Annotated in this window: 20 protein-coding genes; 8 read left to right on the top strand and 12 right to left on the bottom strand. The window is 55.2% G+C overall.

Annotation, left to right across the window (positions count from 1 at the left end; translation table 11 throughout):
- Window positions 1–45 precede the first annotated feature (45 nt).
- On the top strand, window positions 46–1,026 hold the full coding sequence (locus VSR74_RS07270) for a LacI family DNA-binding transcriptional regulator (protein ID WP_347794047.1): 981 nt from the start codon (window positions 46–48) through the stop codon (window positions 1,024–1,026).
- Here VSR74_RS07270 and VSR74_RS07265 read toward each other — a convergent pair whose 3' ends face one another.
- The 5 genes from VSR74_RS07265 to VSR74_RS07245 all read right to left on the bottom strand — a co-directional run bounded on the left by VSR74_RS07265 (window position 1,027) and on the right by VSR74_RS07245 (window position 5,661).
- Complete coding sequence (locus VSR74_RS07265) at window positions 1,027–2,274, bottom strand: mechanosensitive ion channel family protein (RefSeq protein WP_347794046.1); 1,248 nt, start codon at window positions 2,272–2,274, stop codon at window positions 1,027–1,029. It lies immediately after the preceding gene.
- Window positions 2,275–2,570: 296 nt separating this feature from the next.
- Window positions 2,571–3,224: an oxygen-insensitive NAD(P)H nitroreductase gene (gene nfsB, locus VSR74_RS07260; RefSeq protein WP_015965445.1), complete on the bottom strand. Its 654-nt coding sequence runs from the start codon at window positions 3,222–3,224 to the stop codon at window positions 2,571–2,573.
- A gap of 123 nt (window positions 3,225–3,347) precedes the next feature.
- Window positions 3,348–3,716, bottom strand: a complete 369-nt coding sequence (locus VSR74_RS07255) for an MmcQ/YjbR family DNA-binding protein (RefSeq protein ID WP_347794045.1) — start codon at window positions 3,714–3,716, stop codon at window positions 3,348–3,350.
- Between the two features lie 53 nt (window positions 3,717–3,769).
- The gene (locus VSR74_RS07250) at window positions 3,770–4,951 is read right to left on the bottom strand and encodes an aminotransferase-like domain-containing protein (protein WP_347794044.1); all 1,182 of its coding nucleotides are present in this window, start codon (window positions 4,949–4,951) and stop codon (window positions 3,770–3,772) included.
- A gap of 131 nt (window positions 4,952–5,082) precedes the next feature.
- Window positions 5,083–5,661, bottom strand: coding sequence for a TetR/AcrR family transcriptional regulator (locus tag VSR74_RS07245; RefSeq protein WP_347794043.1), 579 nt, complete (start codon window positions 5,659–5,661; stop codon window positions 5,083–5,085).
- A 188-nt stretch (window positions 5,662–5,849) separates the two neighbouring features.
- On the opposite strand from VSR74_RS07245, the gene VSR74_RS07240 reads away from it, so the two are divergent.
- The 3 genes from VSR74_RS07240 to VSR74_RS07230 all read left to right on the top strand — a co-directional run bounded on the left by VSR74_RS07240 (window position 5,850) and on the right by VSR74_RS07230 (window position 9,161).
- Window positions 5,850–6,950, top strand: a complete 1,101-nt coding sequence (locus tag VSR74_RS07240) for an MBL fold metallo-hydrolase (RefSeq protein WP_347794042.1) — start codon at window positions 5,850–5,852, stop codon at window positions 6,948–6,950.
- Window positions 6,951–6,983: 33 nt separating this feature from the next.
- Window positions 6,984–7,328 (top strand): RamA family antibiotic efflux transcriptional regulator, encoded by a 345-nt coding sequence (locus tag VSR74_RS07235; protein ID WP_015965440.1) that lies wholly within the window; start codon window positions 6,984–6,986, stop codon window positions 7,326–7,328.
- 210 nt (window positions 7,329–7,538) lie between these two features.
- Window positions 7,539–9,161 carry an alpha/beta hydrolase-fold protein gene (locus tag VSR74_RS07230; protein WP_347794041.1) on the top strand — a complete coding sequence of 541 codons (1,623 nt, stop codon included), beginning with the start codon at window positions 7,539–7,541 and terminating at the stop codon, window positions 9,159–9,161.
- Here the strand turns inward: VSR74_RS07230 and VSR74_RS07225 are convergent.
- Complete coding sequence (locus tag VSR74_RS07225; RefSeq protein ID WP_347794040.1) at window positions 9,093–9,338, bottom strand: DUF1158 domain-containing protein; 246 nt, start codon at window positions 9,336–9,338, stop codon at window positions 9,093–9,095. The genes VSR74_RS07230 and VSR74_RS07225 overlap by 69 nt on opposite strands.
- A gap of 507 nt (window positions 9,339–9,845) precedes the next feature.
- On the opposite strand from VSR74_RS07225, the gene VSR74_RS07220 reads away from it, so the two are divergent.
- Window positions 9,846–12,560: a cation-transporting P-type ATPase gene (locus VSR74_RS07220; protein ID WP_347794373.1), complete on the top strand. Its 2,715-nt coding sequence runs from the start codon at window positions 9,846–9,848 to the stop codon at window positions 12,558–12,560.
- Between the two features lie 42 nt (window positions 12,561–12,602).
- Here the strand turns inward: VSR74_RS07220 and VSR74_RS07215 are convergent, their stop codons facing one another.
- The 5 genes from VSR74_RS07215 to VSR74_RS07195 all read right to left on the bottom strand — a co-directional run bounded on the left by VSR74_RS07215 (window position 12,603) and on the right by VSR74_RS07195 (window position 19,291).
- Complete coding sequence (locus tag VSR74_RS07215; protein WP_347794039.1) at window positions 12,603–13,331, bottom strand: phosphodiester glycosidase family protein; 729 nt, start codon at window positions 13,329–13,331, stop codon at window positions 12,603–12,605.
- Between the two features lie 73 nt (window positions 13,332–13,404).
- Window positions 13,405–14,520, bottom strand: coding sequence for a YbdK family carboxylate-amine ligase (locus tag VSR74_RS07210; protein WP_347794038.1), 1,116 nt, complete (start codon window positions 14,518–14,520; stop codon window positions 13,405–13,407).
- A gap of 99 nt (window positions 14,521–14,619) precedes the next feature.
- Window positions 14,620–16,185 carry an AbgT family transporter gene (locus VSR74_RS07205; protein ID WP_347794037.1) on the bottom strand — a complete coding sequence of 522 codons (1,566 nt, stop codon included), beginning with the start codon at window positions 16,183–16,185 and terminating at the stop codon, window positions 14,620–14,622.
- Window positions 16,186–16,368: 183 nt separating this feature from the next.
- Entirely contained in the window at window positions 16,369–17,013 is a 645-nt protein-coding gene (entD, locus tag VSR74_RS07200; protein ID WP_347794036.1) for an enterobactin synthase subunit EntD, read from the bottom strand.
- A 55-nt stretch (window positions 17,014–17,068) separates the two neighbouring features.
- The gene (locus VSR74_RS07195) at window positions 17,069–19,291 is read right to left on the bottom strand and encodes a TonB-dependent siderophore receptor (RefSeq protein WP_347794035.1); all 2,223 of its coding nucleotides are present in this window, start codon (window positions 19,289–19,291) and stop codon (window positions 17,069–17,071) included.
- 235 nt (window positions 19,292–19,526) lie between these two features.
- On the opposite strand from VSR74_RS07195, the gene fes reads away from it, so the two are divergent.
- The 3 genes from fes to entF are packed head-to-tail and all read left to right on the top strand — an operon-like array spanning window position 19,527 to window position 24,873.
- Window positions 19,527–20,759 (top strand): enterochelin esterase, encoded by a 1,233-nt coding sequence (gene fes, locus VSR74_RS07190; RefSeq protein ID WP_347794034.1) that lies wholly within the window; start codon window positions 19,527–19,529, stop codon window positions 20,757–20,759.
- Between the two features lie 29 nt (window positions 20,760–20,788).
- Window positions 20,789–21,007 (top strand): MbtH family protein, encoded by a 219-nt coding sequence (locus VSR74_RS07185; protein WP_347794033.1) that lies wholly within the window; start codon window positions 20,789–20,791, stop codon window positions 21,005–21,007.
- Window positions 21,004–24,873, top strand: coding sequence for an enterobactin non-ribosomal peptide synthetase EntF (entF, locus tag VSR74_RS07180; protein WP_347794032.1), 3,870 nt, complete (start codon window positions 21,004–21,006; stop codon window positions 24,871–24,873). The genes VSR74_RS07185 and entF overlap by 4 nt, the downstream gene beginning before the upstream one ends.
- On the opposite strand, the gene waaB is transcribed toward entF, so the two are convergent.
- Entirely contained in the window at window positions 24,833–25,948 is a 1,116-nt protein-coding gene (gene waaB / locus VSR74_RS07175; protein WP_347794031.1) for a lipopolysaccharide 1,6-galactosyltransferase, read from the bottom strand. The genes entF and waaB overlap by 41 nt on opposite strands.
- Window positions 25,949–26,327: the final 379 nt, after the last annotated feature.

The following is a 26,327-nucleotide window of genomic DNA, read 5'->3' as shown; positions in this document are numbered from 1 at the left end:
GATAGCCTGCGACGTAACGCGTTAATAGCAGGATATCTCCTCCCTATGTCCATTCAGAAAATTGCGCGGCTGGCCGGTGTGTCGGTCGCCACGGTGTCGCGTGTGCTCAACAACAGCGATACGGTGAAGCCGAAAAACCGTGAGCGGGTGCTCCAGGCAATCAAAGAGAGTAACTATCAGCCGAACCTGTTGGCTCGCCAGCTACGTACTGCGCGCAGCTCAATGATTCTGGTGATGGTCTCTAACATCGCGAATCCGTTTTGCGCCGAAGTGGTGAAGGGCATCGAGGAGCAGGCAGAAAAAAATGGTTATCGTATTTTGCTCTGTCATTCCGGTTCAGATATTGAACGCTCGAAATCCGGCCTGCGGCTGCTGACGGGGAAGATGGTCGACGGCATTATCACCATGGATGCGTTCAGTAAACTGCCGGAACTGAAGACGTTTATTGGCGATGCGCCGTGGGTGCAGTGTGCTGAGTATGCCGACACGGGGCTGGTCTCCTGCGTGGGGATTAATGACGTTGATGCCGCGCAGCATGTGGTGAGCCATCTGGCTGACAGCGGTCGCCAGCGCATTGCCCTGATTAACCACGACCTGAGCTACAAATATGCCCGCCTGCGTGAACGTGGCTATAAAAGCGTATTGCACGTTCGCGGGCGGGATTATCAGGCGGTTGAGTACGCAAGCGAACTCAGTTCGGCGGCGGGAAAAGCGGCGATGGAAAAACTGCTGGCGCAGACGCCGCGACCGGATGCGGTCTTTGCCGTATCGGATACTCTGGCAGCCGGAGCGATGCGCGCGATTGAACAGGCGGGGCTGAAAGTGCCGCAGGACATCGCGGTGGTGGGGTTTGATGGTACGGAGCTGGCTGAGATGGTTTCGCCGCAATTGACCACCATACAACAGCCTTCGCGCGAAATTGGCGCAAAAGCGGTGGAACTGCTGCTTAATAAAATAGAAAACCCGGCCTCTCCGGCCGAGCGGGTAATGATGGACTGGCGCTTTATTTCGCGCGCCAGTGCCTGATTATTGGATCTGAATAGCGCCTGCCAGCGAGCGAATATCGTTCCCGGTGGGCGATTGATGAATGCGCAGTCCAAACTCCTCAATCACTGCAAAAATATGATCGAAGATATCTGCCTGGATACTTTCATATTCTGCCCATACCACCGTACTGGTGAAACAGTATATTTCCATCGGCAGGCCGCTATCCTCGGGGGCCAACTGGCGAACCATCAAAGTCATATCCTTGCGGATATTCGGATGATTGCGTAAATACTCATGCAGATACGCGCGGAAGGTGCCAAGGTTAGTCATTTTGCGCAAATTCAGTACTGAAGCGTCACTGCCATGTTGGCGATTCCACTGGTCAATTTCCTGGTGACGCGAGTCCATATATGGTTTGAGTAATTTGGCCTGAACCAGGCGCTGCTGCTCCTGTTCATCAAGAAAATGGACGCTGGTGGTGTCGATGTTAATGCTGCGCTTAATGCGACGCCCACCGGAAGCCGACATGCCGCTCCAGTTTTTAAACGAGTCGGAGACCAGCGACCAGGTTGGGATGGTGGTAATCGTGTTATCCCAGTTCTGGACTTTTACCGTCGTCAGGCCAATATCCGTCACCGCGCCGTCAGCGCCGTATTTCGGCATCTCCAGCCAGTCGCCCAGTTTTAACATATCGTTCGCTGAAAGCTGAATGCCCGCTACCAGACCGAGAATCGGGTCTTTAAACACCAGCATCAGTACCGCCGCCATTGCGCCAAGGCCGCTTATCAGAATGGCCGGGGACTGCCCCAACAGCAGGGAAATGATCAGGATGCCGACCAGAATAGCGCTGACCAGTTTCACGCCCTGGAATATACCCTTGAGCGGCAACTGGGATGCGATTGATAATTTCTGGCTGAGATTAAAAATGACATCCAGTAATGAGAAGAAGGACAACAGTGAGTACAACATCACCCACAACTGGGCGCAGGTTGTCAGTATTTCTGCGGCCTCGCTGCCTTTTTGCAACCATAAAACGGCCTGAACGTTGACGATTATCCCCTGGAGGGTAAACGCCAGACGATGAAAAAGTTTATTCTGGGTAATAATTTGCAGCCATAATTTGCTGCTGGCCTGTGCGCGCTTTTCAAAAGTGCGCAACACAATGCGGTGTAGGACAATATGTACGATAATTGCGGTAAGTAAAATAATACCAAAGATAATCACAAGTGAACTGGTGTGATTAATTTCAATACCGAGTTTTTCGGCCTGAGCGATCAATTCCTGCATAACATCTCCTTTATAACCAGTGCCTATAATGGCGGCTGGGGGAATATTATGCAAATTGGGGGGAGTGCGGTGCGGTTTGGTGCCCTCACCCCGGCCCTCTCCCTGCGGGAGAGGGCCGGGGTGAGGGGAAATAAGTTAAATCTCAGTCAAAATTTCTGACAGCGGCAGGCGCGATTTCGGCAGAGCGGCATTGAAATCTCTCCCACAGGGAGAGGGAACCGATTATGCCAGGTTAAATTTTGGTGCTGGTTTTCTCCCTCTCCCTGCGGGAGAGGGCCGGGGTGAGGGGAAATAAGTTAAATCTCAGTCAAGATTTCTGACAGCGGCAGACGCGATTTCGGCAGAGCGGCATTGAAATCTTCCACGCTGTGGTGGCCGACCGGTACCACGACCAGACTGGTGAAGCCTTTTTCTTTCAGGCCAAACTCGGCATCAAGAACGGCAGCGTCGAAGCCTTCGATAGGCACCGCGTCCAGACCCATTGCGCCTACGCCCAGCAGGAAGTTGCCGACGTTGAGGTAAACCTGTTTCGCCATCCACTGATCGTCATCTTTCAGATCTTTACGGTGCATATCGGCGAAGAAGGTGCGGCCTTTGTGGTTCGCAGCTTTCGCTTCCGGGGTTGCAAAGCGGCCATCGGCCTCTTCCTGATCGACCACTTTCTCCAGCCACGCGTCATCCATTGCGGTTTTCGCGCAGAAAACGACTACGTGAGAAGCATCGAGCATTTTGCGTTCGTTAAAGACGTAGTTACCGGCAGCGGATTTCGCTACGCGCGCTTTTCCTTCGTCAGTGCTGGCGACGATAAAGTGCCACGGCTGAGAGTTGGTGCTGGACGGGCTGAATTGCAGCAGCGTCTTCAGGTTGTCTGCCTGTTCAGCGGTCAGTTTTTTGCTGGCGTCGAAGGCTTTTGTGGAATAGCGCTTTTTGGCAACGGAAATGATATCCATAACAACTCCTGAATGATAAATAGCACCGCGCTCGCGGTGCGTTAAGTTGCAAAAGGGTACAGCGCCGGGAGCGATTTGAGAAGCGTGAAAAATGCGATAACAGTTATTGATAAAAAACGAAAATCAGCCGGGGCGAAAGCGTTTTTGTTCCCGTTTTGGCAACTTATCGACCACGCGCTCCCATGAGTCGGCGATCAGCGACTCCAGCAGTTCGGGGGTGATGTCATCACCGGGATAGACGGAGATCCAGTGCTTTTTGTTCATATGATAACCCGGCTTGATATTCGGGTAGATCGCCTGATTGAGCAGGGATATTTCCGGATCGGATTTGAGGTTGACGACGGGCACCCCACGCGTCCAGAGGTTGATCATAAAAATTTTGCCGCCAATGCAGAACACATCGTACTCCGGGCCAAACGGCCAGCTCTGTTCAGCGAAGGGCATTTCCAGCGCCAGCGCTTTGGCGCGGGCGTGTAAGATGTCACTCTCCATAAAAATCTCCTTATAGACAAGGAACGGCAAAACCGTTCCCTGCTCTGGATGAATCAGAGTGATTTTGCCAGACGATCGACGGCTTCAACCAGCCCTTCATGGGATACGGTCGAGTAGGAGAGACGCAGGGTGGAAACGTCCGGCGCGTCGTTATAAAACGCTTCTCCCGGGACGAAGACCACGCGATTTTCCAGCGTATTCTTCAGCCAGGTGGTGGCATTAAACGGATAGCGGAAGTGCGCCCACAGGAACATCCCACCTTTTGGACGGCTGAAGGCCAGGTGATCGCCCATTTTCTCTTCCAGCGCATTCGCCAGCGTTTCACATTTTTTACGGTAGTCTTCGCGGATTAGCGCAATTTGCGTGGGCAGGCGATTGAGCGACAGATATTGCGCGGTGATCTGCTGCGACAGCGTGCTGGTGTGCAGATCCGTGGCCTGTTTGATGATGATGGCTTTGTTCGCCAGCCACTCCGGCATCACCAGCCAGCCCACGCGCATGCCTGGCGCCAGAATTTTGGAGAACGTGGAGGTGTAGATAACCTGGTCGCTGCATCCCAGCGTAAGCGCGTGCTGATAGAGCGGCTGCGGTCGTTCATCGGTGAAGCTGATTTCACCGTAGGGGTCATCTTCAATGATGATAAAACCGTGCTGTTTTGCCAGTTCAACCAGACGGCGGCGGCGCGGTTCGCTGAGGGTTTTACCACCAGGATTGCCAAACGTAGGAACCAGATACACGACTTTCACCGGGCTGGTTTGCGCTAAATCGGCCAGTTGTTCAACCAGCATTCCGTCTTCGTCGGTGTCCACGCTATGGATGTCTGCCTGCGCCAACTGGAATACCTGCAGTGCCGCCAGATAAGTCGGACGCTCAACGACGACCACGTCGCCGGGATTGAGCAGGGTGCGGGCGACAATATCCAGCGACTGCTGAGAACCGGAAGTGATGTATACCTGAGAGGCTTCGCAGGTTACACCGCGCTGGCCGCAGATATCGGCAATCGCCTGGCGCAGCGGCGGGTAGCCTTCGCTCAGACTGTATTGCATCGCTTCCTGAAATTGCGACGTCATAACCTGCTGTACCGCAAGTTGAATACCTTCGTTATCAAACAGTTCCGGCGCAGGAATGCCGCCGCCCAGCGAAATAACGCCGGGAAGTTTACTGTGTTTGAGCAATTCCCGAACGGCGGAAGGTTTCAACCCTGTAGCGCGCGATGCCAGCTTATCTTCGAACATAGTGAGCCTGATTTCATGGTGATGAGAAGAGGCTCTACTATAAAACAGTCTTCCGAAAAATTGCCGTAGCTTTTTAATTTTCAGAATATCGTTCTGCCAACGTGGGGGAATCCGCTGCCTGGCGTAAGACGTTAAGCCTTTTCCTCGGCCAGCGCTCGCCACATGGCTTCAAATCCCAGCGATTTGAGTTTATCGGCACGTTCTGGCTGTTGACTGGCAAATTCGATGGTGGCTTCCGCGAGTGACAGAAATAGCGCGTCGCCGAAGCTTTCGAACTCACCGGAGAGGTAAACCGGCCGCACCGAGCGCTGGCACAGGCGGTTAAGTTCCGGGAACATCTCAGTTACCTGGCGTCGGGTCTCTTCTGTGATTTTTTCGCTCATCGACATTCGGCGCATGGCGCGGTTGCCCACCGGGTTGCGTACCCCCCAATCGATGTAGCTATTCCAGATGCTGTGAATCACCTCTTTTGGGGCTTCAGAAGTGCTAAGACCGGCGAGCATTGCCTTGCACAGGTCATATTTCAGATGCAGGTAAAGGGCATTGAGCAGATCGTCTTTCGTGGCGAAATAGCGAAACAGGGTGCCTTCAGCGACCCCGGCGTTGCGGGCGATCAGCGCCGTAGAGGCGGCTATGCCGGACTGGGCAAAGGCCACCGTTGCGGCATCCAGTAACGCCTGCTTTTTATCTTCACTTTTGGGACGAGCCACTACACTTTACCTCACAGCTTGCAAAAGGAGGGATTGAAACACGCAACCCCTCATCAGTTCAACGAGACAGGTCAAAATTCGAAAATCGACTTGACGATTTTTTCTCCCTCTTCATATAATGAGTGCCTACTCACTCATAATCAAGTTTTTCACGCTGCTTCAGGATGAGGCATCCGTCTGGTCAGGATATGAAACCTTTCATCATTAGTGTGGTTGTCATCATGCTTATTGCATCCGCAGCGAGTCTGCCGTTCGTTCTGAATGCCGGTTTCGGCAAGAGCCCGCAGGGGACAGAGAAAAGCCAGGTTGAGGCATCGCCGAACTATCGTGACGGTGTGTTTCACAATCAGCTACCGACGCCTGGGTTTACCAGCGATAAAAATATGCTGGTCGCCTGGTGGGAATTTCTGACGGTGAAACGCGAGAACGCGCGTCCGGCGCAGCCGCTACCGCTGGTGGCGACGGATCTCGCTGCGATTCCGCAGGAAGAGGACGTCACCGTCTGGCTGGGGCACTCGTCGTGGTATATGCAACTGGCGGGAAAACGCATTCTTATTGATCCGGTGTTCAGCAGTTACGCCGCGCCATTCTCGTTTCTCAATAAGGCCTTTGCCGGGGAGTATCCGTGGCAGGCGCAGACGATGCCGGAGATCGATCTGCTGATCATCTCTCACGACCATTACGATCATCTGGACTACGCGACCATTAAGGCGTTGATGCCGAAAGTGAAACGGGCTGTTGTCCCGCTGGGTGTCGGTTCGCATCTGCGCTACTGGGGCATGAATGAGCAGCGCGTCACCGAGGCCGACTGGCAGGAACAGGTTGAGATAAGCCCGTCGCTTAGCGTTCACGTACTGCCCGCGCGTCACTTTTCCGGGCGCGGTATCAAGCGTAATCAGACCCTGTGGGCCAGCTTCATGTTCGTGACGCCACAGCGCAAAATTTACTACAGCGGTGACTCCGGCTATGGGCCGCACTTCAAAGCGATTGGCCAGCAGTTCGGTTCTGTCGATTTGGCAATCCTTGAGAATGGTCAGTACGACCAGGACTGGCGCTATATCCACATGCATCCCGAAGAAACTGCGCAGGCGGCTGTTGACCTGCATGCGCAAGCGGTTCTGCCGGGCCATTCCGGGCGTTTTGTGCTGGCAAAACACACCTGGGACGATCCGTACAAACGGCTACAGGAGGCGAGTAAAGACAAAGCATATCGTCTGCTGACGCCAGTGCTGGGCGAGCCCGTGCGGCTTGCTGACCGTTTACAACAATTCCGTACCTGGTGGGAATAATCACCGGCAATAATAAAAAGAAGGAGGGGGAGTATGACGATTTCAGCCCAGGTCATCGACACCATCGTCGAGTGGATCGACGACAACCTGCATCAGCCACTGCGCATTGACGATATCGCACGTCACGCGGGCTATTCGAAATGGCACCTGCAACGCCTCTTCTTGCAGTACAAAGGGGAGAGCCTGGGGCGCTATATCCGCCAACGGAAACTTAGCCTGGCGGCGCAGGAGCTGCGAACGACAAATCAGCGTGTGTATGATATTTGTCTGAAGTATGGCTTCGATTCGCAGCAGACGTTTACCCGCGTGTTTACCCGCACGTTTAATCAGTCGCCGGGGGCGTATCGGCGGGAGAATTATTGCAGTCAGATGCATTAGGGTTTTTCCCCCTCACCCTAACCCTCTCCCGCAGGGAGAGGGAACTGCCCGAGCCCATTTCTCAAACATGCGTTGGTTTTCTCCCTCTCCCTGCGGGAGAGAGCCGGGGTGAGGGGGAAACCAACCGCCACCCCGTCACACCCCATCTATTGAAAACAATTCCCATTTGCATTAGCGTTGTTAACAAAATTTAACGGGGATGTGTTGTCAATGAAACTGGCGTGGAGTGGATTACTGATTGGGCTGACGGCGTTGCCTGCCGCGGCGATGGAGTGTGAAACCTTTCCTCAACGGGGCGAGCAGAAGGGAAAATTTGATGCCAGCGGCGAGGTCTGTTTTAGTCTGCCTGAACTGGGCGAAAATTATGTCTCCGCCCGCTTATCAGGCGTGACGGATGCCCGCCTGCTGGACGCGCAGAACCGTTCTATCCGCACACTGGTTGCCGGTGGCCCGGCGGATGGTCAGCATATGTTGCTGTTTTCACTTCCTGTAAAACGCGCCTCTTCGCTGGTGTTGCACGGCACGGAAGGTACGCCGTGGCATTTCCAGTGGCAAATCAAAGAAACCCACGCGCTGGTGGCGCAAGAGCAGCAATCGCCTGCCAGCCCGCAACTACAGCAACTTTCTCGCGAGCTGGCGGCTGGCGGCAACACCGATGCTTTCTGGCTGGCGCGGCAACAGGAAGGCACGCCAATGGTCGAACCTGTCGATAAGCAGCATAAGCGTGTGACCTTTCTGTGGCGCGGCGCGCACAGTAACGTCTATCTGCTTGGTTCGCCCGGCGGCGATCATGACGCGCTGTTCCGTTTAGGCCAGTCTGACGTCTGGTTCCGCAGTTACGTGGTGCCCGCCGATACGTTGATGCAGTACAAACTCGCACCGGATGTGCCGAAGGTGGAAGGTAGCCTGCGCGAGCAGCATCGGGCAATCCAGGTGAGCGCTCAGGCCGATCCGCTCAATCCACTGACGCTCAGTCCGGAAAATGTCGATCGCTTTAGCCGTTTTTCGCTGCTGGCGTTACCCGCATCCCGCTATTTTTCCGCCCAGCGTATGGCGCAGCCGATCCGCTATGGCAGTCTGACCCGTCACACCATCAGCAGTCGTTATCTTGGCAATAGCCGGGAGATCAAAATCTATCGCCCCCGGGTCGCGCAGCCCGCACGCTGGACAATGTTCCTGTTTGACGGGCAAAACTGGCAGGATGAGTACCGTGCCGCCAATGTGCTTGATGGGTTGATTGCCCGCCACCTGCTGCCGCCGGTGAATGTGGTATTTATCGATAGCCTCGATCACGCGCGGCGGGGCAAAGAGCTTCCCCCAAATCCACTTTTCGCTGATTTTATGGCGCATGAGCTGGTGCCTTTCGTGCAACGCCAGGGGATAACCTTAACGCGGCAGAAAACGATCCTCGCCGGGTCAAGCTACGGCGGGCTGGCATCATCGTGGGTGGCGCTGCGCTATCCACGTCTGTTTGGTAACGTACTGAGTCTTTCCGGCTCTTACTGGTGGACGCCGAAAGGCGAACCGGTGAACTGGCTTGCCCGCCAGTATGCGCAATCGCCGCGTTATCCGTTGCGTTTCTGGCTACAGGCCGGGCAGTTTGAAAGCAGTGGGCCGGGCGGCGGCAACTATCGCCATACGCTGGCTTTTGAACAGGTATTGCGTGAGAAAGGCTATCCGGCCAGTTTCCATGCTTCGTCCAGCGGACACGATTATGCCGGATGGAGCGAGTCGCTGGTGCTGGGGCTGCGTGAGTTAACCGGCTTAACGCACGGCAAACCAGCGACGCCAGACATAGCGCAGGACAAAATACTCTACGGCGCCAAGCACTAAGAACCACAGGCAGAACAGCAGGGTATAGAGCTGGTCGAGATCCATCAGATGGAAGGTATCGACCAGCTTTTGCGCAAGGGTCAGACCGAGCGAGGGCGCTGGCAGCAGCAGGCAGGAAAGCAGTGCCATAAGCAGAATACCGGCGGCGGAAATCAGGGTTTCGAGCGGGTGTTTCATGTAATGTTAAGCTTAAGTTAAAAACGTTATTGTCCGGCAATTGCAAGGATAACGCAATAATTCTTATTCGCCTTATTTTTAAATAAAGTATTTAGACCTACGAAATAACTCGTAAGTGACAGGGATAAATAACTGCTGATTTAAATGAACGCTATTTAACGTAAATAATCGTCATGTTTATGCCAGCAGTTTTACAAAAGTATAGGTGCTATAACCAATCAGCGTGGCAACGATGATTGCTGCGGTGATGTACAGCGCCAGGCGGCGTCCACGGTAGATTCCAAACATAATTCACCTCGTTTAGATAGAGTTTAAGAATATTCTGTAATATTAATATTATTAAATCAACAGGCATCAGTTTTGAATTTTATTGGGAAACAAATATTGCGTAAGATCAATTTTTCTATCCGCAGGGATTAATAATTAATAAATAGATTTAGCCTTGGCCAGAAATGATTTCAGGCCTTCCGTATACAGGAATTTAGAAGGAAATTTATCGTGTCTAAAATGATGAACCCACAGAATATCCCCCCGACGGGTGGCAATGCCTCCCTGCAGGCTTATCAGCAAACCATCGAGCAGATCCTTGAGCATAAGCAAACGCGGCCGGAAGGCCTGAGCCAGGCGCAAGCCGCCGATCGCCTCCATAAGCTGGGCCCCAATGCCCTGCCGGAGAAAAAAGGTAAGCCTGCATGGCTGCGTCTTCTCGCCCATTTTAATGACGTTCTGATCTACATCCTGTTGGCTGCGGCAGTGATGACCGCCGTGATGGGGCACTGGGTAGACACCGCTGTTATTCTCGGCGTAACGGTTATCAATGCGCTGATTGGTTATATCCAGGAGAGCAACGCGGAAAAATCACTGCAAAGCATTCGCAATATGCTTTCCAGCGATGCGCAGGTGATCCGCGAGGGTCAGCATGCCACTATCCCCACCACGGAACTGGTGCCAGGTGATATCGTGGTGCTGCGCGCGGGCGACCGCATTCCGGCTGATATGCGCCTGATTGAAGCGCATAACCTGCGCGTTGAAGAAGCCATTCTGACCGGTGAGTCAACGGTGGTTGATAAACACACCGATGCGCTAAGCGGCGATCTGCCGCTGGGCGATCGTACCAATATGCTGTTCTCCGGTACCACCGTGAGCGCGGGTGGTGGCGTCGGCGTGGTGGTCGCTACCGGACAGGCCACCGAGCTTGGGCGCATCAACCAGATGATGGCGGAAGTGGAAACCAATCGCACGCCGCTGCTGGTACAGATGGACAAGCTGGGTAAAGCGATTTTCGTCATTATTCTGGCGATGATGGCTGTGCTGTTCGTCTTCAGCGTACTGCTGCGCGATATGCCAATGGGCGAACTGCTGCTGTCGCTGATTAGCCTTGCGGTTGCGGCGGTACCGGAAGGTCTTCCGGCGATTATCTCCATTATCCTCTCGCTGGGCGTGCAGGCGATGGCGCGTAAGCGCGCGATTATTCGCAAGCTGCCAACTGTCGAAACGTTAGGCGCAATGACCGTGGTCTGCTCGGATAAAACCGGCACCCTGACCATGAATGAGATGACCGTAAAAGCGGTGATCACCGCTGATAGCTGCTACCGCGTGGACGGTGATAGCTATGAGCCGGTAGGTAACATCTACCTTGAAGGCAGCAACGAGCCGGTTAAGGTTCAGCCTTACACGGTGCTGGAAAAATATCTGCGCACCATCGATTTGTGTAATGACAGTCAGCTAGTCCGTAATGAACTGGGTCACTGGGGGATCACCGGCGGGCCAACGGAAGGCGCGCTGAAGGTGCTGGCGGCGAAGGCATCGCTTGAACCCGTCACCACGCAACTGGTCGCGAAGATCCCGTTTGATTCACAGTACAAATATATGGCGACCCACTATCGACTGGATGCCGAAGAGTGGGTGATGGTGACAGGCGCGCCGGATGTGTTGTTTGCCCTGTGCCAGTTGCAGCAGACCGGGCGTGGTCTGGCAGAGTTTGACCGCGCATACTGGGAGTCTGAGATGGAGCGCTTTGCGCGTCAGGGGCTGCGTATGGTTGCGGCGGCGATAAAGCCTGCTGAGGCTGGCGCGACGACGCTTGAGCATAGTGACCTCCAGCAGGGGCTTGTCTTCCTCGGTATTGCCGGGATGATGGATCCGCCGCGTCCGGAAGCGGTCGATGCGATCCACACCTGCCAGACGGCGGGGATCCGCGTCAAAATGATCACCGGCGATCACCCGCAAACGGCGATGAGCATCGGCCAGATGCTGGGCATTCATAACAGCACGGAAGCGATGACCGGCTATCAACTGGAGCATATGGACGATGACGAGCTGGCGAAAGCGGCGGTGGAGTATGACATCTTCGCCCGTACCAGCCCGGAGCATAAGCTGCGGCTGGTAAAAGCGCTGCAGAAAAATGGCGAAGTGGTCGGCATGACCGGCGACGGAGTGAACGATGCGCCAGCACTGCGCCAGGCGGATGTCGGCATCGCGATGGGCATCAAAGGCACGGAAGTGACTAAAGAAGCGGCGGACATGGTTCTGACCGATGACAACTTCGCGACCATTGCCAGTTCAGTCAAAGAGGGGCGTCGGGTTTATGACAACCTGAAGAAGACTATCCTCTTTATTATGCCAACCAACCTGGCGCAGGGGCTGCTGGTCGTTATTGCGCTGCTGGCAGGGAATATGATCCCGCTGACGCCGGTGCTGATTTTGTGGATGAATATGGCGACCTCCGCGACGCTCTCCTTCGGCCTGGCGTTCGAAGCCGCTGAGCGTAATGTGATGAATCGCCCACCACGTAAAACTGGCCAGCATGTGATGGATGCGTTTGCCGTATGGCGCGTCGCGTTTGTCGGCTCAATGATTGCTATCAGCGCCTTTATTCTTGAGGCCTGGCTGGCGCCGCGTGGTCACAGCGCAGAGTTTGTCCGTACCGTGCTGCTACAGATGCTGGTGACGGCGCAGTGGCTCTACATGATTAACTGCCGAAACAGCGACAGTTTCTCCATCAACCGGGGACTGCTGAAGAACAAAGGGATCTGGATGGTGACGGGGGTTCTGCTGCTGCTCCAGTTGGCGATTATCTACCTGCCGTTTATGCAGATGATGTTCGGTACCGAAGCGCTGCCTGCACGCTACTGGTTTGTAACCCTGGCGATGGGTGCGGTGATGTTCTTCATCGTGGAGATTGAGAAGCGACTGACGCGGAGATTCCGCAAGACAGCCTAAATGACAAAAGCCCGGTAGCGCTTTGCTCACCGGGCTTACCTGTTATTGAGACAACGATTTCCGCTCGACGGTAATCATCGTCACGAACGGATGATATTGCCACGGCACCGAGCCCCCTTTTTGATACATTTTCGAGATTGTGCCATCCAGATACAGCATCTGCTGCACCTCAAGTTTCGATTTTGCATAACAGGCGAAATCATAGAAATTGCTCTCTTTCGCGCTGAGCATAAACACCACCCGCCCCTTACGGTTAATGCCCACCGCGTTACGCAGTTTGCGCGAGCTGGCCGACGGCTTTAGCCGCCAGTTAATGGTGCCATTTTCGATGAGCATCGGGCCCGACTGTACCGCGTAATCCATCCCTTTACTGCTTTTAAACGCATCCAGCGTCACAATACCCGCTTTCTGACCCCGAAGATAAAATACGCCGCCCGGTCGAATAAAGAAGTTGCCGCCGCCGGACGCGCGGTTGACGGGCGAAAGCTTTTTCCCGTTTTCGATATAGAGCCCGAGCGGCGTGTAATCTTTGCCGTAGATCCCGCCGTTCATCGCCATCAGTACCTGACCGTTGCCGTTGATATCCGCCAGCAACGAATAGAGCGAGCCCCAGGCTTTACCATCCGGTTTTTTCCAGTGCAGGCTGATATTCTCTTGCTCAGGGAAGACCTCATAGCTCTGAACCTTTAGCGAGGGGTCAGTGAGTGAACAGGCGGCATGGGTAAATGGCGCCAGCGAAAGCAGGGCGGGCAGCAGCCAAAGACGCGCCATATCTTCTCTCCTTGTGCGATGAGCGGGAGGGAAAAATACCCCTTAATCCCGCTTATGCAAAGGTTTTCTGCACTCAGGCCGCCCAGGTATCGCAGTGCTGCTGCACCAGGCCAATCAGCGACCCCCCGTCCGCGATAAATTCTCGCATGCGCTGGGCCTCGCTTTTACCATGCTTCACCATCAGGGACAGCTCTTCGAGAGCGCTCCCGGCCCGATGCCGATCGGCGAAGGGCTGAAGCTGTTCCAGTAGAATCTCCAGCTCGGCGGCGATGGTGTGTTGCTCGCCGCAGGTGACGTCAGTGACCACGCCCTGCAGGCCGTAGCGGCAGGCCTGAAAGCGGTTGAATTTATACAACAGGTCATCCTGTGGATTGGGTTTGAACGGGCGTTTTTCAAGCAGCCAGTGTGAGAGCGCCTGAATAAGGCCTGCCATATTGACCGCGTGACCGAGCGTTAACGGCGTATCCATCACCCGGACTTCCACCGTACCAAAATGGGGGCTGGGGCGAATATCCCAGTGCAGATCTTTAATGCTGTTGACCATGCTGGTATAGCTCAACTGACGGTACAGGCGGGTAAAATCCTGCCAGTTTGCCGCCCACGGCATGGGGCCATTATCGGGAAACGCCGAAAAAATATTGAGACGCGCCGAGGCGAAACGGCTGTCAGTGCCCTGTAAATAGGGTGAAGCGGCGCTGAGTGCTATCAGGTGCGGAACATAGCGAGAGAGGCCGTGTAACAGATAAATAGCATCATCGCCGTTGGTGCAGCCCACATGGACATGCTGGCCAAACACCGTTGCCTGCCGCGCCAGGTAGCCATAGGCTTCAAGGGTCTGCTGATAGCGCGGGTTATCGCCCACCTCCTGGCTTTGCCAGCGCTGAAACGGATGCGTACCGCCTCCGCAAATTTTCACATGCTGTTCTGATGCCGCGCGCAAAACGGCGCGCTGAATAGCCGCAAGCTGGGTGGCAGCCTGATGGATATCGTCACAAACGCCGGTGGCAATCTCCAGCATACTGTTGGTGATATCGTGTTTAACCTCCCCCTGCGTAATACTACTGCTGGCTGCCGTTATCAGAGCGGAGGAGTCCTGGCAAAGATCGTATCCTGGCGGGTTAATGACCTGAAGCTCAAGCTCAATACCGAGCGTAAAGGGCGCAGAAACATGAAAGTCAGGTAAAGGCATAGTCGTCTCGCAGTAGTGACCGGTGCCTTTAGTATAGGTGGGAGAAAAAAAAGCGAGAAAACGGGCGGCCCATCGCGGTTCCGCCCGTCAAAGAATGATTTAGCCGGCGCTCCAGGTATATGGCGCAGCGACGCCGAGCGGCATCCCCAGCCCCCACCAGGCCAGCAGGAACAGGCTCCAGCTAATAAAGAAGGCGATGGAGTAAGGCATCATCATGGATACCAGCGTGCCAACACCTGCCCCTTTTACATAGCGCTGGCAATAGACCACCACCAGCGGGAAGAAGACCATCAGCGGCGTAATAATATTGGTGCTGGAATCACCAATGCGGAACGCCGCCTGGGTCAGTTCCGGTGAAATGCCCACCGCCATCAGCATGGGTACCATAATTGGCGACAACAGCCCCCATTTCGCGGAAGCAGAGCCAATCAACAGGTTAACGACGGCCGTCAGCAGGATCATGCCGATAATTGTCGCTTCACCCGGCAGTTCCATCGCTTTCAGGCCATCGGCACCCACCAGCGCCAGCAGCGTGCCGATATTCGAGTCGCTGAAGGCTTTGATGAACATGGCGCAAAAGAAGGCCATCACCATGTATGAGCCCATTTTGCTCATGGAGTCATTCATCGAAGCGATGACATCTTTCCCGCTTTTAAAGGTGCCGGACGCGAAACCGTAGACAATCCCCGGCAGAATGAAAATCAGGAAAATCAGCGGCACGATCGATTTCATGATTGGCGCGCTGTAAGAGGTGAGTGAACCATCGGTGCCGCGCAGCATCGAGCCTTCCGGCCAGGCTGCTGCTGCCAGCGCTGCGAGACCCAGCAGCATCACCAGCGAGGCGTGGTTAAACGCACGGCTCTCTTTTGCCGTGACGCTGGACATATCTTCATCATGTTTGAAATCACCGTCGATCGCCATTTTACTGACGCGGGGCTCGACAATACGCTCAGTAACCCACCAGCCGACCAGGGTTATCAGAATGGATGATGCGATACCGAAGAAGAGATTACAGAGCGTATTGACGGTGTAGGTGCTGTCGAGCAGTTGTGCCGCGGCCTGGGTAAAGCCTTGTAACAGCGCATCATTCCCGGTGGGCACCATATTGGCGGCGAATCCACCGGAGACGCCGGAGAAGGCCGCCGCGATCCCGACCAGCGGGTGACGTCCGGCGGACATAAAGATAATCGCGCCTAATGGGATCACCAGCACGTAGCCCGCATCTGCCGCCACATGGCTGAACATGGCGACGAAAATCAGCATCGGCGTCAGCAGTTTCTTTGGCGTGACGCGCAGCATTTTTTTCAGGCCGACGTTAATAAAGCCGGAGCTTTCCGCGACGCCAACCCCGAGCATTGCCACCAGCACAATTCCCAGCGGCGCAAAGGTGGTGAAAGTTGTCACCATCGTGGCCAGCGTGTTGGTAAGCGCTTCGGCAGAGAGCAGGTTATTGATCTGAACGGTCTCCTGCGTCATGGGGTTGATGACATCAAAGGTCATCAATGACAGGACGGCGGAAAGCCCCATGACCACCAGTAAAAAGTAGAAGAAGATCAGTGCGGGTTCAGGCAGTTTGTTCCCGGCGCGCTCGATAGCATTGAGGAAACCGCTCATCAGGCGGCTTTCGCCGGCCCCGTTCCCTGGTGTTGTTGTGTGTGTACTCATTCGCTTCCCTTAACACTGACAAAGTGTTTCATAATTTGTCTGAATGTATCGTCGGGAATGATAGGGGTAATTGCGCGGTGAAACTACCTGTTTTTAACGTAAAAATTCGACTTAGCTCCGATTTTTTTACTCATCATGCTGATTATTCGGTTATACGTAGTGTTTAGTTCGGAAATGCCGAGTTTAACCTGTACAGGTTACGAGCTTGTCCCCCTCGACCCTGTACGCCACGGTGATTTTTTCTTCCGCCAGAGACAGGGAAAACGCCTCCTTTAATTGCAGACACAGCCCATCTTCATTAATGGAGATAACCTCTGCGGCGGTAAAACCGGGGCAGGGGCTGGCCTGAAATGAAAATGCTTTAAACACGCTCTCTTTGGCGGAAAAGGCAAGCGTAAGCGCAATGGCAAAAGGCAACCCGCTGGTTTGCAGGCGGAAAATTTCTGCGGGCGAGGCGATTTGTGTGGCGACTTCAGCGGCCAGTTGCGGGCTGAATATCTTCTCAATATCAGCCCCGACAGGTTCCGATGAGACCACCGCGATAGCGCTCTTCTCGCAATGGCTAATACTGCCAAACAGACCTTCAGGCCACAGTGGCTGGCGCATCTCACCGATGCCTGGCACGGTTTTTTCTCCCCATGGGAGAAGCGCGTGAATGGCGGCAATCCGCCCGGCGAGATGTTCTGTCCGCCGTTTCTTTCCTGTGTGCTGTAGTTCGCCGTGATGGGGTAGCCACAGCAAATCGCCGTCGCTAAAGGTTTCAGGCTGAAAATCAATGCGGTGCAGAAGGTGGCTGGCGAGGGTGAATGTCGAGTGTTTGGTTTGCATCTTTTCCCCAGACTTCTCTCCCCGTGAGGGGAGAGAAGACGGAACAACGTTAAGATTAGAAATGTGTATTGACGCTCATAAACCAGGTACGGCCAGATTCGTTATAGGTGTTGGCGCCTGCGCCGTACATATAACCGCTATCGCCGCCGGTGGTCTGGGCATTACCTTCACGCCAGTGGCGTTTGTCGAAGAGGTTATCAACACCGCTGGTCAGGCTGACGTTTTTGGTGACGTCCCAGGTCGCGCTCAGGCCAACGATGCTATAAGGGCTAACCTCATCGGTTTCCGGGCCGGTAGCGGGTTGGCCTTTGTAGTTATATTTCTTCGGCTGCTGCTTGCCGTACCAGGTGAAGGTCGACTGCAATGACACATCCTGATGTACCTGCCAGCTCAACGTGGAGTTCAGGGTGTACTCCGGAATGATGGACAGACGATCGCCGGTCTCTTTGTTCTTACTTTGCAGCATATAGGTGATGTTGTTTGTCCAGTTCACCGTTTCGCTAACCGGAATGTTCAGCGTACCTTCCAGGCCTTCAACCACAGCCTTCGGTACGTTTTCCCATTTGTAGATATCGGTACCGCTGGCGTTGCTGGAAACCGCAGAGTAGCCCGCTTCAATTTTGTTGCGATAATCGTTACGGAACCAGGTCACGCCAGCGAGCCAGCCGTCACGTTTGAACTCCAGGCCAATCTCTTTGTTAATGCTGGTTTCTGCTTTCAGGTCATCATTACCCTGCAGATAACAGGCGCCGCCGCTGGCATAGCAACCCTGACCCTTACTGTAGAGAATGTAGTTCGGGTTAGTCTGGTAAAGACTCGGTGCTTTGTAAGCGCGCGCGATACCCATTTTCAGCGTGAAGTCGTCGCCGAGCCCCTGAGACAGGTTCAGTGACGGGCTCCAGTTATTACCCACAATCGTGTGGTGGTCGAAGCGCAAAGCCGGGGTTAACATGGTGCTGTCGGTTAGCTCAATGTTATCTTCCGCGAACAGAGAGAAAATTTCGGCCTGAGAGTAAGGGCTGCGATTAGTGCTGGTCGCCCCCGGAACATCGCCGCCCATAAAGGTCTGGGTGTTAGAGCCTAAATCCTTCATGCGCTGCTGGTTCCATTCGCTGCCCAGCGTCAGATTCTGATTCACCCACAGATCGAGAGGAATGTTGACCTCGCTGTGTAACATCAGATCGGCGAGATCGATATTCACAAAGTCGTTGGTGGAGAAGATCCCCTCTGTACCGCCTGCCAGACCCTCGCCTTTACGGGAGTTACGGGTGTGCTCGTACTGTACCCAGTTGCTGGTGGTGACGCCGTTATCCCAGCCGCCGTTCCAGGTGACAGAGTAGTTCTGGCGATAGAGACGGTTGGTCTCTTTGCCGTAGTTATCTTTTACCAGTTGGTTGCTGTTGGTATTCTGCGTATCGCCAGCATAGAGGTTGCCCTGGCGGCTATAGCCTGCTTCAAATTCCAGAGACTGCATTGGCGCAAAGTCCCAACGAACCTGGCCGTTGATATCTTTGTTAATGACGCCTTCGCGGCCGGCGGGCAGGGTATTCTGATAGATGCCGGTACGCTCAGACTGATGTCCTTTGTTGATGTCCCACGCATCTGCCTGGGTTTTATCAAGGTTGCCGTACAGGCGGAAACTGAAATCGCCGCCCATCGGGCCGCTCAGGCTAAAGTTGGTACGCTTGGTGGAACCTTCGTCTTTGTGCTCCGGCACGTTGAAGTAGGTGTCCCACGATCCGTGCCACTCGTTACTGCCTTTCTTAGTGATGATATTCACCACGCCGCCCGCTGCGCCGTTACCATAACGGGCGGCTGCCGGGCCGCGAATGACTTCAATACGTTCGATCATCTCCGGCGGCACCCAACTGGTATCGCCGCGGGTATCGCGCTCGCCACGCCAGCCCTGACGCACAGAGTTACGGCTGCTCACCGGTTTACCGTCAATCAGGATCAGGGTGTTTTCCGGGCCCATCCCGCGAATATCAATCTGGCGGTTGTTGCCACGCTGGCCGCTGGTCGAGTTACCGGTCAGGTTAACGCCCGGCATGGTACGGATGATTTCCGATACATCGCGAGCCACCGGATTTTTGCGGATTTCATCGGCGGTAATCGTGGATACGCCTGGCGCCTGAAGGTTCTGCTGGGCGGCGGTGACGACCATCGTCTCGCCGGTGGCGTCATCTTCACTGGTGGTCTCTGCTGCGTTGAGAGGGAAGGCGACGCCATAGATACCCAAATTGACCAGTAAGGCCAGGGATTTGATCTTGTTATTCATCACTAATCCTGCTTTTCTTCGCCGCTTTCTCCACTTGCTCCATTCCCACGGGGAGGAGAGGCGGCAGTACGTTGTGCCAGGTAACTGCGAAAGCTGCCGTCCATGGGGAAGAAAGCGGTTCCTGACTAATTTTTAAAAGTGAAAGACATCTCTTGCGCGCCAATACGTTATTGCAAATGCAAATAGTTATCAATAATATTATCAATAGATTTTCATCTGTAACAAAAAAATCCACATGAAAGATGGGGTTAACGTGCCGGAGAAGTTAAAAGCAGGAAGCGATGCCTGGTGGGCGACGATAAAAGGCCCGCAATATGAACAAGTTGGCGATCGCTATCAGGTAACTTTTTGGTGGCGCGACCCTGCCGGAACGGCGCAAACGTCACCGATACGCCGGGTATGGATTTACATTACTGGTGTGACCGATCACCATCACAACAGCGCGCCGCAGACGCTGGAGCGCCTTCCCCATACGGATGCCTGGTTCTGGAAAACATCACTGCCCGCCACCTGGCGTGGCAGTTACTGCTTTGCGCCTTCTGAACGCGACGATGATTTCCCGGCCGCGATCTTTGACCTGGGCATGCCTGATCGCACACGGCTACGCGAAGGCTGGCGTAAATTGCTGCCGCTCGCAGTGGCAGATCCGCTCAATCCACAAAGCTGGAAGGGCGGCCGCGGGCATGCTGTGTCGGCGCTGGAGATGCCCAACGCCCCCGAACAACCGGGCTGGTCGGCACCTGCCGCAAGCTGGAATGCCCCGCAATGCATCGAATGGCGCAGCACACTTCTTAATAACCGGCGGCGGGCATGGATTTTCACTACCGGTGGAAACGCCGGGAGCGACAGGCCGCTGGCGGTGCTGCTGGACGGTCAGTTCTGGGCGGAAAGCATGCCCGTATGGCCCGCGCTGACGGCGCTTACCGAGGCGGGCAAGCTGCCACCGGCGGTCTATCTGCTGATTGACGTTATCGACAATGCGCACCGTGGCGCCGAATTACCCTGTAATCCCACTTTCTGGCAGGCGGTACAGCAGGAGCTGCTGCCGCAGGTACAGGCGATGGCTCCCTTCAGCGATCGTGCCGATCGCACCGTAGTTGCCGGGCAAAGTTTCGGTGGCCTCTCATCACTTTATGCCGGGCTTTACTGGCCGGAACGCTTTGGCTGCGTATTGAGCCAGTCGGGATCGTACTGGTGGCCCCATCGCGGCGGCCATGAAGAGGGCGTGATTCTGCAGCGCCTCAAAAGCGGTGAAATAAAACCGAAAGGATTGCGCATCGTGCTGGAAGCCGGTGTGCGTGAACCGCTTATCTTTCGCGCCAATCAGGCGCTTTTATCACAACTACAGCAAACACAGCAGTCGATTTTCTGGCGTCAGGTTGACGGCGGGCATGATGCGCTTTGCTGGCGTGGCGGGTTAACCGCGGGGCTGATGACGCTCTGGGAGCCTTTGGTTCACGCCGACTAGCAAAGCACGATTAACGACAGGAGTTTGGTATGCAAGTTAGTAACCCCTTCGACGATGTACAAGGGCAGTTTTACCTTCTGCAAAATGAACAGCAACAGTTTAGCCTGTGGCCCGCTCAGTGCGCGCTACCTGCGGGCTGGCGCGTTATCTGCGATCCGCAATCTCAGGACGCCTGTAACGCCTGGCTGACGGATAACTGGTCGACCCTGATACCGTCGTACTACGCGTCTGAGAAGGGGGCCGCATGACCCAGCGTTTACCGTTAGTTGCTGCCCAGCCGGGGATCTGGATGGCGGAAAAACTCTCTGTGCTCCCGAATGCCTGGAGCGTAGCGCATTATGTTGAGCTGGAAGGCGAGGTGGATGGCGAACTGCTGGCGCGCGCGATTGTGGCGGGCGTAGGCCAGGCCGATACGCTGCGGATGCGCTTCGGCGAAGATAACGGCGAACCCTGGCAACAGGTGGATGACAGTCTGATATTTACGCAGCCCACACCCTGCGATCTCCGCCATGAGTCCGATCCGCATCAGGCGGCGTTGGCGCTGATGCAAACCGATCTCGCTCAGAATCTGCGTCTTGAAAGCGGCAACCCTCTGCTGTGCCACCAGCTCTATCGTGTCGGCGATCGCCGCTGGTACTGGTATCAGCGTTATCATCACCTGCTGGTCGATGGTTTCAGTTTCCCGGCCATCGCCCGCCAGATCAGCGAAATTTACCGTGCCTGGCAGCGGGGCGAGCCGACGCCGGAATCCCCCTTTACGCCTTATGCTGAAGTGGTTGAAGAGTATCAGCGTTACCGTGAGAGCGAGGCCTATCAGCGTGATGGACAGTTCTGGCGCGAACAGCGTCAGTCGCTGCCCTCGCCGGTTTCGCTTTCTCCCGCACCGCTTCCTGGGCGTACGCAGACGACGGCCATCTGGCGGTTGAAGCTCACCGCCGATCGCCATGCCTTTTCTCGCCTGGCTGCCGCAGCACCCCAGTGCCAGCGCGCCGATCTGGCGCTGGCACTGAGCGCGCTCTGGCTGGGTCGTTTGTGCGGGCGTCGCGAATATGCCGCCGGATTTATCTTTATGCGTCGGATGGGCTCAGCGGCGCTAACCGCCACCGGCCCGGTGCTGAACGTGCTGCCGCTTGCCATCTCCCTGAATGGTCAGGAAACGCTGGCTGACCTTGCGGTGCGCCTTGCCGGGCAGTTGAAAAAAATGCGCCGTCACCAGCGCTACGACGCCGAGCAAATTGTGCGCGATAGCGGGCGTGCGGCGGGCGATGACGCGCTGTTTGGCCCGGTCTTTAACGTCAAAGTTTTCGATTACCATCTCGCTTTTACGGATGTGCAGGCGACGACCCATACGCTGGCGACAGGCCCGGTAAACGACCTGGAACTGGCGCTCTTCCCGGATGAGTCCGGCGGTTTGTCGCTGGAAGTGCTGGCTAATCAGCAGCGCTACGACGAGGTAACGCTCAAACGCCATATTGCCCGTCTTAGCTCGCTGTTACAGCAGTTTGCCGATAATCCGGCGCTGCCGTGCGCGCAGGCAGAACTGCTTTCCGACGATGAATATGCACAAATCGAAGCGATCAACGCGACTGAACATCCCATTCCTGCGGCAACGCTGAACTCGCTGGTCGCTGAGCAGGCGGCAAAAACGCCGGATGCCCCGGCGCTGGCGGACGCGCATTATCAACTTACCTACCGCGAACTGCGTGAACAGACGCTGGCGCTGGCGCGGTTGTTGCGCGCCCACGGCGTACAGCCGGGCGACAGCGTGGCGGTAGCCTTACCGCGTTCCGTGTTTCTGACCCTGGCGCTGCACGGCATTGTTGAGGCCGGGGCGGCGTGGCTGCCGCTTGATACCGGTTATCCGGACGACCGTCTGCAAATGATGCTGGAGGATGCGAAGCCGAAGCTGCTGATCACCTCAGCCGATCAGCGTCACCGTTTCCCGAATATTGAAAGCCTTTGCTACAACGAGCCGCTGCCGGTAGATGGCGGTGAGCCGCTGGCGCTGACGACGCCGCAGCAAACGGCGTATATCATCTTTACGTCCGGCTCGACAGGCAGGCCAAAAGGCGTGATGGTGGGCCACGAAGCGATCGTCAATCGCCTGCTGTGGATGCAGGATCACTATCCGCTGGGCGCGGATGATGTGGTGGCGCAGAAAACGCCGTGCAGTTTTGACGTGTCGGTCTGGGAGTTCTGGTGGCCGTTTATTGCCGGAGCCAAACTGGTGATGGCCGAGCCGGAAGCGCACCGCGACCCGCAGGCAATGCAGCAGTTCTTCAGCCGATATGGCGTGACGACTACCCACTTTGTACCGTCGATGCTGGCGGCGTTTGTCGCCTCGCTGACGGCGGAAACCGCCAGTTGCTGCCGTACACTGAGGCGTGTTTTTTGTAGTGGCGAAGCATTGCCCGCGCAGCTTTGTCGCGAATGGGAACAGTTGACTCATGCCCCGTTGCACAACCTGTATGGGCCGACGGAAGCGGCTGTCGATGTGAGCTGGTATCCGGCATTTGGTGAGGAGCTGGCGAGCACCACTGGCAACAGCGTGCCTATCGGCTACCCGGTCTGGAACACCGGGCTGCGTATTCTGGATGCCATGATGCGCCCGGTACCGCCAGGGATTGCGGGCGATCTTTATCTTACCGGCATTCAACTGGCGCAGGGCTATCTCGGGCGACCGGATCTCACGGCAAGCCGTTTTATCGCCGATCCGTTTGCGCCAGGAGAGCGCATGTATCGTACCGGTGATGTGGCGCGCTGGCTGGAGAACGGCGCGGTTGAATATCTGGGGCGCAGTGACGATCAGCTTAAAATTCGCGGCCAGCGTATTGAACTGGGCGAAATCGACCGTGTGATGCAGTGCCTGCCAGATGTGGCGCAGGCGGTGACGCACGCCTGCGTTATTAACCAGGCGGCGGCGACCGGCGGCGATGCGCGCCAACTGGTGGGGTATCTGGTTGCAGAATCCGGGCTGCCGTTGGATCTCGATGCCCTGACGGCACAATTGCGCGAGCAACTGCCGCCGCATATGGTTCCGGCGGTACTGCTGCAACTGGACTCGCTGCCGCTCAGCGCCAACGGTAAACTTGACCGTAAAGCTTTGCCGTTGCCGCAACTGACGGTGAAAACACAAAGCCGTCCACCGTTGCCGGGTATGGAAACCCTGGTCGCACAGGCGTTCAGCGAACTTCTTGGTTGTGAAATCAACGATGTGGAGGCGGACTTCTTCGCTCTGGGCGGCCATTCGCTGCTGGCGATGCGCCTTGCCGCACAGCTCAGTCAGAAAATCGGGCGTCAGGTTACGCCAGGTCAGGTGATGGTGGCCTCCACGGTTATCAAACTGGGCGCGTTGCTTGAGGCCGAAAACGATGAACAGGCGCAGCGTCTGGGTTATGAAACGCTGCTCCCGCTACGCGAGAGCGACGGGCCGACACTCTTCTGTTTCCATCCGGCCTCCGGTTTTGCCTGGCAGTTCAGCGTGCTGGCGCGTTACCTGCCGTCCCGCTGGTCAATTACAGGGATCCAGTCACCGCGTCCGGAAGGGCCGATGCAGCATGCCGCCACGCTGGATGAGGTCTGCGATCGTCACCTTGCTACGCTGCTGGCGCAGCAGCCGCACGGGCCATACTACCTGTTTGGTTATTCCCTTGGCGGTACGCTGGCGCAGGGCATCGCTGCGCGGCTGCGCGCACGCGGGGAGAGCGTGGCTTTCCTGGGATTGCTGGATACCTGGCCGCCGGAAACGCAAAACTGGGCTGAAAAAGAAGCTAACGGGCTGGATCCGGAAGTGCTGGCGGAGATCGAAAGAGAGCGTGAAGCTTTCCTTGCGGCTCAACAGGGGCAGGCTTCTGGTGAACTGTTCAATGCTATTGAAGGAAATTACGCTGATGCGGTACGGCTACTGACCACGGCGCATAGCGCAAAGTTTGACGGCAAGGCGACGCTGTTTGTTGCTGAGCGGACGCTACCGGAAGGAATGGATCCACAGCAGGCCTGGGGGCCGTGGGTGCAGGAACTGGCGGTGTACCGCCAGGATTGCGCCCACGTCGATATTATCTCACCGCAGGCTTTTACCGCGATTGGCCCGGTGCTGAAGGACATTCTGGGGTAATAACAGGCGCTGGGTACAGGATATCGCTTAATCTGCGATAGTAGTTATCTGCGTAAAACGGTTCGATAGAGGATGCTATCGAACCGTGATCAAGCGTTTTTTCACCGTTTATCATCGCTGAAACGGTTGCTGAAAGTTCAGCTACCTCACCCGCCGGGTAAAGATAGCCGTTTACGCCAGGCTTGATAATATCGGCAGGCCCGGAAATACAATCGGCGCTGATGCAGGGAATACCGCGCGCCATTGCTTCCAGCAAGGTCATAGGGAACCCTTCAAACGATGAGGTGAGCAGCAGCGCAGTCACTTTGCCAATCTCTTCCTGCACCACCCTCCAGGGGTCAGAGTGCCAGCCGTGCCAGCATATGCGATTATCAAGGCATAATTCCTGAGCATAAGATTTACAGCGTTCTCGATCCGAGCCATCACCAATGATGTGTAATTTCCAGCGCCCCGGTACGCGGGATAAACCATCAAGAAGGTCTTTTATTCTTTTCTGCCCTTCAAATTTTAAACGGCCAACGTAGATGAAGGTGGCGATTTCTCCCTGAGTCGGGGCTGGCGTAACAATCGAGGTTTTTTCCACTGGGTTATAAATAACGTGAATGTATTTTTCCTGAACGCCTCTTTTTATTAGCTGCTGGCGTATCCCCGTGCTGATAGCAAGATGGTAATCGGCGCAAAGAATATGCTGTGCATGTTTTTTGTGATCGAGCGAAAAATGCGGCCAGGAGAAGATGGTGAATGGCGCTCGGGTTTTGTCGCGCGCCTTACGGGCCAGAAAGCAGGAGAGGGGGTCAATGGCAATCACGATATCGGGCTGTTCCTGCGCGATCCAGCGGGCGATAGTGTGGATATGTTTGGCGCGACGCAAGGGCGAAAAGCAGATATTAGATAATGAAAAATGTGTGTCGAAACCATTAAGCCAGGATGTGTCCATTTTATTATGGCGGCAGGTAAAAAATATTTTGCAGTGTGCGTTATAGGGCGGTGAATTTAATTTTTTTATTACATTGCGAATGACGGTTTCCATTCCGCCAAAACCGGAGATTGCTTCACCAATAAACACTATTTTCATCGTGCATTATCCATTTTGCCAGTATTGTAGTGTGTTTGTTAATTAACGTGCGAATATAAAGGTGCGAAAAATTATCTAATTTTATCGTCCCGTCAGCACGGGGAAAGACTGAACACGAGAGAGGGGGTGAGATGAAAAAGTATGTTATGTGATGATGGTCACAGAAAAATTCCCGCTGGTGCTAAAAGAGTCTTCAGCATCCGCGGGTATAAACATTCATATATTGAATTATTTTGATGTATTGCATTTGCCATGAATATGTCGGTTTACACCGTTGCAACATGGTTACTGACGCACTGCTAATAATGGTAGTGTGGTCATAATATCTACAAATTTTAGTAGGATTATTCTTATGTTCTGCTATTATGCGGGCGGATTT

Source organism: Pseudocitrobacter cyperus (genome assembly GCF_039889165.1).
Taxonomy (GTDB): domain Bacteria; phylum Pseudomonadota; class Gammaproteobacteria; order Enterobacterales; family Enterobacteriaceae; genus Pseudocitrobacter; species Pseudocitrobacter cyperus.
The sequence above is the reverse complement of the archived record's forward strand: the minus strand, read 5'-3'. Positions and strand labels throughout refer to the sequence as shown.